Source organism: Moraxella bovis (assembly GCF_002014975.1).
In the GTDB taxonomy this organism is placed as follows: domain Bacteria; phylum Pseudomonadota; class Gammaproteobacteria; order Pseudomonadales; family Moraxellaceae; genus Moraxella; species Moraxella bovis.
The window spans coordinates 25,461-33,287 of record NZ_MUXV01000043.1 but is presented as its reverse complement, the minus strand read 5'-3'; the positions used below and the strand labels follow the sequence as shown (position 1 = coordinate 33,287).

General features: G+C 48.2%; 3 protein-coding genes. 2 read left to right on the top strand and 1 reads right to left on the bottom strand.

Annotation, left to right across the window (positions count from 1 at the left end; translation table 11 throughout):
* Nucleotides 1-219 precede the first annotated feature (219 nt).
* Nucleotides 220-5,028 (top strand): NAD-glutamate dehydrogenase, encoded by a 4,809-nt coding sequence (locus B0182_RS10445; protein WP_078274886.1) that lies wholly within the window; start codon nt 220-222, stop codon nt 5,026-5,028.
* Between the two features lie 143 nt (nt 5,029-5,171).
* Here the strand turns inward: B0182_RS10445 and B0182_RS10440 are convergent, their stop codons facing one another.
* A complete protein-coding gene (locus tag B0182_RS10440; RefSeq protein WP_078274885.1) occupies nt 5,172-5,876 on the bottom strand; it encodes a histidine utilization transcriptional repressor HutC in 705 nt (234 codons plus the stop codon).
* Between the two features lie 171 nt (nt 5,877-6,047).
* Here B0182_RS10440 and hutU point away from each other — a divergent pair, with 171 nt between their 5' ends.
* A complete protein-coding gene (hutU, locus tag B0182_RS10435) occupies nt 6,048-7,754 on the top strand; it encodes a urocanate hydratase (RefSeq protein ID WP_078274884.1) in 1,707 nt (568 codons plus the stop codon).
* Nucleotides 7,755-7,827 lie beyond the last annotated feature (73 nt).

The following is a 7,827-nucleotide window of genomic DNA, read 5'->3' as shown; positions in this document are numbered from 1 at the left end:
TTTTAGTTTAACAATGCCGATATAAATTATAAAGACAGATGTCAGTACATTTTAAATCCAATGCCAAAACACTTATCAGAAATATATCTAAAAAATTTTATATTTATCATAAAAACTAATAATAATACAAAGATTTTCCATTTGCTATTTTGTCAGCTTTGGTTTAGTTTATACACGTTTATTTTAAACATTTGCGGTTAAAAACCAACAGGAAAAAACATGACAAGCAACCATCTAACCATCAGCCCAAAACGTGTCAGCAACATCGCCCGTCACGCTACAAGCCATCATCATGACAACCATGCCAACCATCAAGAGATATTGGCGAAGTTTATCCCCATCTATTATCAGCACTTGCCCATAGAGATAGCAGACAGATTCTCCGATGAGATGTTGTCGGGCATGGCATTACACCATTTTAGCTTACTAAAAACGCATAACAGCAAAAGCCCCAACATCAGCGTCATCAACCCTTTGGGTGAGTCGCACCTGTTTAACAGTGAGCGTACCATCATTGCTTTGGTCGCCATTGACCGCCCCTTTTTGACCGACACACTACTCATGAGCTTGGAGCGTCGGGGCATTGGCGTTCATCGCATTTATAATAACATCATCGAGGTAGAACGCACGGACGGACACATCAGCGACATTCAAGCGGTTGATGAGAGCAGTGGTCGGGCAGACAGTTGTTTTGCGTTGGTGCATGTTGAGATTGACCGCCAAAGCGAGGATAAGCTGGCGGATATCAAAGAGATGCTATTAAAGAAAGTCCACACCATTGATGTCATCGTTGGCGACTTTGGGGCGATGGCAGATAAGCTAGATAAGATTAAAGAAGAGCTAAAAAGCCTGCCCATTCCCACGGAGCATTATACCAAAGACGCGGTGACGGGCTTTTTGGAATGGGTGGGGCGTGATAATTTTATCTTTATGGGATATCGTGAGTACCGTTTTGAAAATGACCATGGTGTGCCTGAGCTGTACTCGGTGGGTGGTAGCGGACTGGGCGTGCTACAAGGCAAAGAGACCGATGAGTTATCCAAGAGTTTTCACGGTCTGCCCACGCACCTAAAACACCTGATAGCTGAGCGACGTGTATTACTACTATCTAAATCGGCACGGCTGTCGCCCATCCATCGCCCCGCTTATCTGGACTTTTTAGGCATTCAAAAATACAACGACCAAGGCGAACTGATTGGCGAATATCGTTTTGTTGGACTTTTGACATCACGGGCGTATCAGACCAGCGTGGCGAACATTCCGCTACTCAACGAGAAAGCAGGTAAAATCCTTGCCATGTCACGCCTGCCCAAAAACAGCCATGCTTATCTTAAACTTACCCACATCGTCAATACCTTGCCCCGTGATGACCTATTCCAAGCCAGTACCGATGAGCTCTACCCGATGGTGGCAAGCATTGCCAGCTTGCAGGACAAAAACCGCCTACGCCTGCTCGTGCGTACCGACCATTATCAAAGATTTGTATCGTGTCTGGTCTATGTGCCGTTGTCTAAGTTTAACAGTGACTTACGTCAAAAAATCCAAGACATTCTAACCCAAGCCTTTGGCGGTGTATCATCGAGCTTTACGACCGAATTTAACGAGCTTCATCACGCCCGTGTGCATATCCATGTACGCACCGAGACAGGCAAGGTCAAGGATTATGACCTAGCCAAGTTGGAGCGTGAACTGTCGGCACTCATGCACGACTGGACAGATGAATACGCCAAAGCCCTAACCGCCCAGACAAGCGAGAGCCGTGCCAGAGAGATACTGGCGACATTGGGGGCGAGCATTCCTTTGACGTATCGTGAGCGGTTTGATGTGCATACGGCGGTGGCAGATACTACCAAACTGCTGTCACTTGATGATGATAAGCCTAAGATTTGGCATTTGTATCAGTCGGCAGGCGAGCGTGCGGACAGCCTAACCCTAAAACTCTACGGCAGGGGCGAGATTTTGACGTTGTCGCACGTCTTGCCGATATTGGAGCATTTTGGGGTGGCGGTCATCTCAGCGTCCACTTATGACTTTGGTGGGCAAGACACCCCTGATGTCAGCGATGATTTGTGGTTACAAGAGTATAAACTCACCTTAAAAGCAGGATTGACGGTGGATTTGACCGCAGTCAAAATGCAGGTGGAGCATGCCTTAGATGAGATTTGGCAAGGGCGTGTTGAGTCCGACCGCCTAAATCAGCTGATTTTGACCACGGACATTGACACCTATGATGTGGTGGTATTGCGTGCTTTGTCTCGCTATATCGTCCAAGCCCGAGCTCCATTTTCGACTGAGTACATTCACAGCACGCTAGTTGGCAATCCTGCCATTGCCAGTTTGCTTGTCAAGCTGTTCCATGCCAAGATGTCGCCCACTGAGCAGACGGACACCGCCCCGATTTTGGTACAGATTGACAGTGAGCTTAGCTTGGTAACCAGTCTTGATGAAGACCGCATTGTGCGTTGGTTCTTAGATTTGTTAAACGCCATGCTCCGCACCAATTTTTATCAAGTGGACAAAGATGGAACAAGAAAAGACCGCTTGTCTTTTAAATTTAAAGCAAGTGATATTCCCAATTTGCCAAAGCCCAAGCCCATGTTTGAGATTTACGTGTACTCGCCAAGGGTTGAAGGGGTGCATTTGCGTGGTGGTAAGGTGGCTCGTGGCGGGCTTAGATGGTCTGACCGCATGGAAGACTACCGCACCGAAGTGTTGGGACTTGTCAAAGCCCAAATGGTCAAAAACTCAGTCATCGTGCCTGTGGGGTCAAAAGGCGGTTTTGTCTGCAAAGACAAATCCAAGCAGGCAAGCCGTGAGATGTGGCAAGCCGAAGGCGTGGCGTGCTATCAGACCTACATCCGTGGTTTATTGGACTTGACAGATAATTTGGTTGATGGCAATGTTGTCTCGCCTGCCAACACTGTCCGCCATGATGAGGACGACCCCTATTTGGTGGTGGCAGCCGATAAAGGCACAGCGACTTTCTCAGACATCGCCAACGCTTTGTCTGCCGAATACAACTTTTGGCTACAAGATGCCTTTGCCTCGGGTGGCTCGGCAGGCTACGACCACAAAGGCATGGGCATTACCGCTCGTGGGGCGTGGGAGAGCGTCAAACGCCATTTTCGCTTGATGGGCAAAGACATTCAAGCCCATGATGAATTCACCGTGGTAGGCATTGGCGATATGAGCGGAGATGTGTTTGGTAATGGTATGCTACTGTCCAAAAATATCCGCCTTGTGGCAGCCTTTAACCACTTGCACATCTTTATTGACCCAAATCCTGATGCCAAGGCAAGCTTTGCAGAGCGTGAGCGTCTGTTTAATTTACCACGTTCGGCATGGACGGATTATAAGACAGAGCTTATCAGCGAAGGCGGTGGGGTATTTAATCGCACCGACAAAGCCATCGCCATCAGCCCACAGATGAAAGAGTGTTTTGACATCGCTGAGGACAGCCTTACACCCAATGAGCTACTAAACAAATTTCTAAAAGCCCCTGTGGACTTGATTTGGAATGGCGGTATCGGCACTTACATCAAGTCATCTGACGAAGACCACAGCGATGTGGGCGACCGTGCCAACGATGCCATTCGTGTGGACGGACATGAAGTGCGTGCTAAAGTTGTGGGCGAGGGTGGTAACCTAGGCTGTACTCAACGTGGACGTATTGAGTATGCCCTACATGGCGGACGTATCTACACCGATGCCATTGACAATTCAGGCGGTGTGAACTGCTCAGACCATGAAGTCAACATCAAAATCCTATTAGGCTCAGTTACTGAGCGTGGGGATATGGCCATCAAACAGCGTAATGACTTACTGGCGAGCATGACCGATACGGTGGCAAATTTGGTACTACGCCAAAACTACCTACAGCCACAGACCATTGAGCTGTCCGCTTATCAAGCATATGAGCGTGCAGGCGAGCATATTCGTTTTATGAATTTCTTGGAAAAGGCAGGTCGCCTTGACTGTGCCATCGAATACCTGCCAAGCGATGACACCCTAACCAAACGCAAGGCAAAAGATGGACGTGGGCTGACCAACCCTGAGCTGGCGGTACTGTTGTCTTATGGCAAAATGTGGGTGTATGATGAACTGCTTGGCAGTGGTCTGACCGAAGATGCCTACTTCTTGCATGAGCTTAAAAAGTACTTCCCAGATACGTTGGGCGAGCAGTTCTTTGATGAGATGACCCGCCATCGCCTGCACCGTGAGATTATCTGCACTTATCTGACTAATGGACTGGTGAACCGCTTGGGTATAGAAAATGTGTTCGTCATGAGTGATGAGACAGGTCACAGCGTGGCGGATATCACCCGAAGCTATGCCATCGTGCGTGATGTCTTTGATGTACAAGCGATGTGGGACAGACTGTCAAGCCTTGACAATGTCGTCGCTGGCAACACCCAAATCGAGCTTGAACTTACCATCCAAGATGTGCTAAAACAAGGCATGACATGGTTCCTAAACCGTCAGCTGACAGGCGAGAGTGTGGCACAGACGGCACTGACCTTTAAAAACTTGGTCGCGGACTTGTTCTCTTATGATGTCATTGATGGGCATTTTGGAGCGTATATCGCCAAAGATGTCGCTGATTTGACCGCCCAAGGACTTAGCGATGATGATGCCCGTGCCTTTGCCTGCTTGCCCATCTATGTGCATGCCCTAGATGTCGTGGCACTTGCCGACCAAAAAGGCGTGGCAGTGACCGATGTGGCACAAGCGTATTTTGGCGTGTTCTCACAGCTACACATGGATAAGCTAACATCAGCGGTGGCGGAGTTGCCTGCCGAGAGTTACTGGGATAGAAAAGCGTCTTATGCACTCACCGGTGAGTTTAACCGCACGCTCATGGCACTCATCACCGATGTGTTGGCGGTGGGTGGTCTGTCAGCATGGCAGGATAAGCACCGTGAGCGACTGGCGGTACTCTTAGAGCAGATAGATGGCTTGTCAGACAAAGTGGGACTGGCGGAACTGTCGGTGCTACTGAGCGAAGTTAATGGCTTAAAAGCGGTTTAAAATAGCTTTGGATTTATAACTATTTTTAAAAATTTTAAGCCATCAAAAACCCCAATTTAGCCTTAGATTGGGGTTTTGTCTATAAAACTTATTTTTAAAAAGCATGTATCACACCATACGACAAATCTATGACAAACCCAGCCTTAGCCCAATTCCCCATCAAAACGAAAAGTCGCCCCATCGTGCCACATCTGCACAAAGGTAACAACCTTATTGCCTGAATATGTGTAGCGAGACAAACGCAGGGCAGGCGAGTTTGGCTGACAGTCCAAAAAAGTCGCCACATCAGGCGGACAAGGTTTGGCTTCAATAAAATAGTGTCCACGCACAAGCGGTACTTGACTGATAAGGTAGTCGCTTGTGTTGATTTTATTAAAATCTTGATATTCAAAGGCAGGAATAATCGCCAAATCCACAAAACGCCGTTCAAATTGCAAAGGCTTATCATTGCCAAAATGCACAATCTCCACTTTGTACAGACGCTGAGTGTCATGAAATACCGCCCGAGCTGATGGCGGTAAGTCGCTATGAGGCAAGGCAAGCTGGCTTACGACTTTGGCGTGATAGCGTTTGCCTGTGCTTTCTATGTCGTGGGCGATGTTGCGAACGGTGATAAAGGTTTGGTTGAATTGTTGCTGGGCGACAAACGTCCCCGAGCCTTGACGGCGTTCTAGCACCTGCTCATCGGTCAGCTCTTTTAGGGCACGATTGACGGTCATGCGAGCCACGCCAAATTCACGAGACAATGCCATCTCGGTGGGAATGGCAGAGCCGACTGCCCATTGTCCTGCGTGGATTTTGGCTAAGATGGCGGATTTTATGCGTTGGTAGGCGGGTGTTTTTGGCATGGTCTTGGCTAAAAACCAATAGTATAGCGTATTTTAAGCCAAAATTAAAGATAATGATTTTTGGTAAAAATACTCAAAAACCCCTTGCATTCCCCCAAAATTTTTGCTAAATTATCATAAAATTTGTATATACAAATTCCCCCATCATTCACAGCTAAAAAGGAACGCATTATGGCAACTCGCACCGACCCAACCCGTACAATCCTTGCTCCGACAGGCACAACCTTGACCTGCAAAAGCTGGCTGACTGAAGCCCCGTATCGTATGATTCAAAACAATCTACACCCCGATGTGGCGGAAAATCCGCAAAGCCTTGTGGTGTATGGTGGTATTGGACGGGCGGCGAGAAACTGGGAATGCTATGACCAGATTCTAGAAAGCCTTAAAACCCTTGAAACCAACCAAACGCTTTTAATCCAGTCAGGCAAGCCTGTGGGCGTGTTTAATACCCACGAAAACGCCCCAAGAGTTTTGATTGCCAACTCCAACCTTGTGCCAAAATGGGCAACTTGGGAGCATTTTAACGAGCTTGACAAAAAAGATTTGTTTATGTATGGGCAAATGACTGCAGGGAGCTGGATTTATATTGGCACGCAGGGCATTGTACAAGGCACTTATGAGACCTTTGCTGAAGCAGGGGCTCAGCACTATGGCAACGGCACGGACAAATCTACCGACAACTGGAAGGGGCGTTGGATTTTGACCGCAGGGCTTGGCGGAATGGGCGGGGCTCAGCCTTTGGCGGCGACTTTTGCAGGGGCGGTAAGCCTTAACGTTGAATGTCAGCAGTCTAGTATTGATTTTCGTCTGCGGACAGGCTATGTGGATAAGCAAGCAAAAGACCTAGACCACGCTTATGAACTGATTAAAGAACACACAAGCAAAGGCGAAGCGGTGTCCATTGCCCTGCTTGGCAACGCAGCTGAGATTTTGCCCGAAATGGTCAAACGAGCCAAAAATGGGGAAATCAAACCCGACCTAGTAACCGACCAAACTTCCGCCCACGACCTTATCAACGGCTATTTGCCAATGGGCTGGACGGTCGATGAGTGGAAATCCGCCCAAAACGACCCAAGTCGCTACAATGAACTAAAATCCGCCGCCGCCAAATCTTGTGCCGTCCACGTGCAAGCAATCCTAGACTTTGTGGCAATGGGCATTCCTGCGACTGACTATGGCAACAATATTCGCCAAGTCGCCTATGATGAAGGGGTCAAAAACGCCTTTGATTTCCCAGGCTTTGTCCCTGCTTACATTCGTCCACTGTTTTGTCAAGGCAAAGGACCTTTTCGTTGGGTGGCGTTGTCGGGCGACTCAGAAGACATCAAAAAAACAGACGCTAAAATTAAAGAATTATTCCCCGACAACAAGCACGTCCATAACTGGCTAGATATGGCACAAGAACGCATTCATTTTCAAGGCTTGCCTGCACGCATTTGTTGGCTTGGCTTGGGCGAGAGACATTTGGCGGGCTTGGCGTTTAACGAAATGGTCAAAAGTGGTAAGCTAAAAGCCCCCATCGTCATCGGACGAGACCACTTAGACACAGGCTCTGTTGCCAGCCCCAACCGTGAAACCGAGTCCATGAAAGACGGCACGGACGCAGTATCCGACTGGGCACTCCTAAACGGTATGCTTAATGTCGCAGGCGGGGCAACTTGGGTATCGCTTCATCACGGCGGTGGCGTGGGAATGGGTTATAGTCAGCACTCTGGAATGGTGATTGTGGCGGACGGCACCGATGAAGCCGCCAAACGCCTAGCTAATGTGCTTGTTAATGACTGCGGAAGTGGCGTAATGCGACACGCAGACGCAGGTTATGAGCTGGCGATTAAAACCGCTAAGGAATTTGGGTTGAATTTGCCGATGATAAAATAAGTTTTAATGCTGGGGCGTGCTGAACCTTTATAATATTATTTACAAATTGGAAATAATTTAGCGATATTTTTGC

Bases quoted from the DNA above. Each gene is read 5' to 3' on its own strand.
- B0182_RS10445 (WP_078274886.1), top strand. From the start codon at position 220: ATGACAAGCAACCATCTAACCATCAGCCCAAAACGTGTCAGCAACATC.
- B0182_RS10440 (WP_078274885.1), bottom strand. From the start codon at position 5,876: ATGCCAAAAACACCCGCCTACCAACGCATAAAATCCGCCATCTTAGCC.
- hutU (WP_078274884.1), top strand. From the start codon at position 6,048: ATGGCAACTCGCACCGACCCAACCCGTACAATCCTTGCTCCGACAGGC.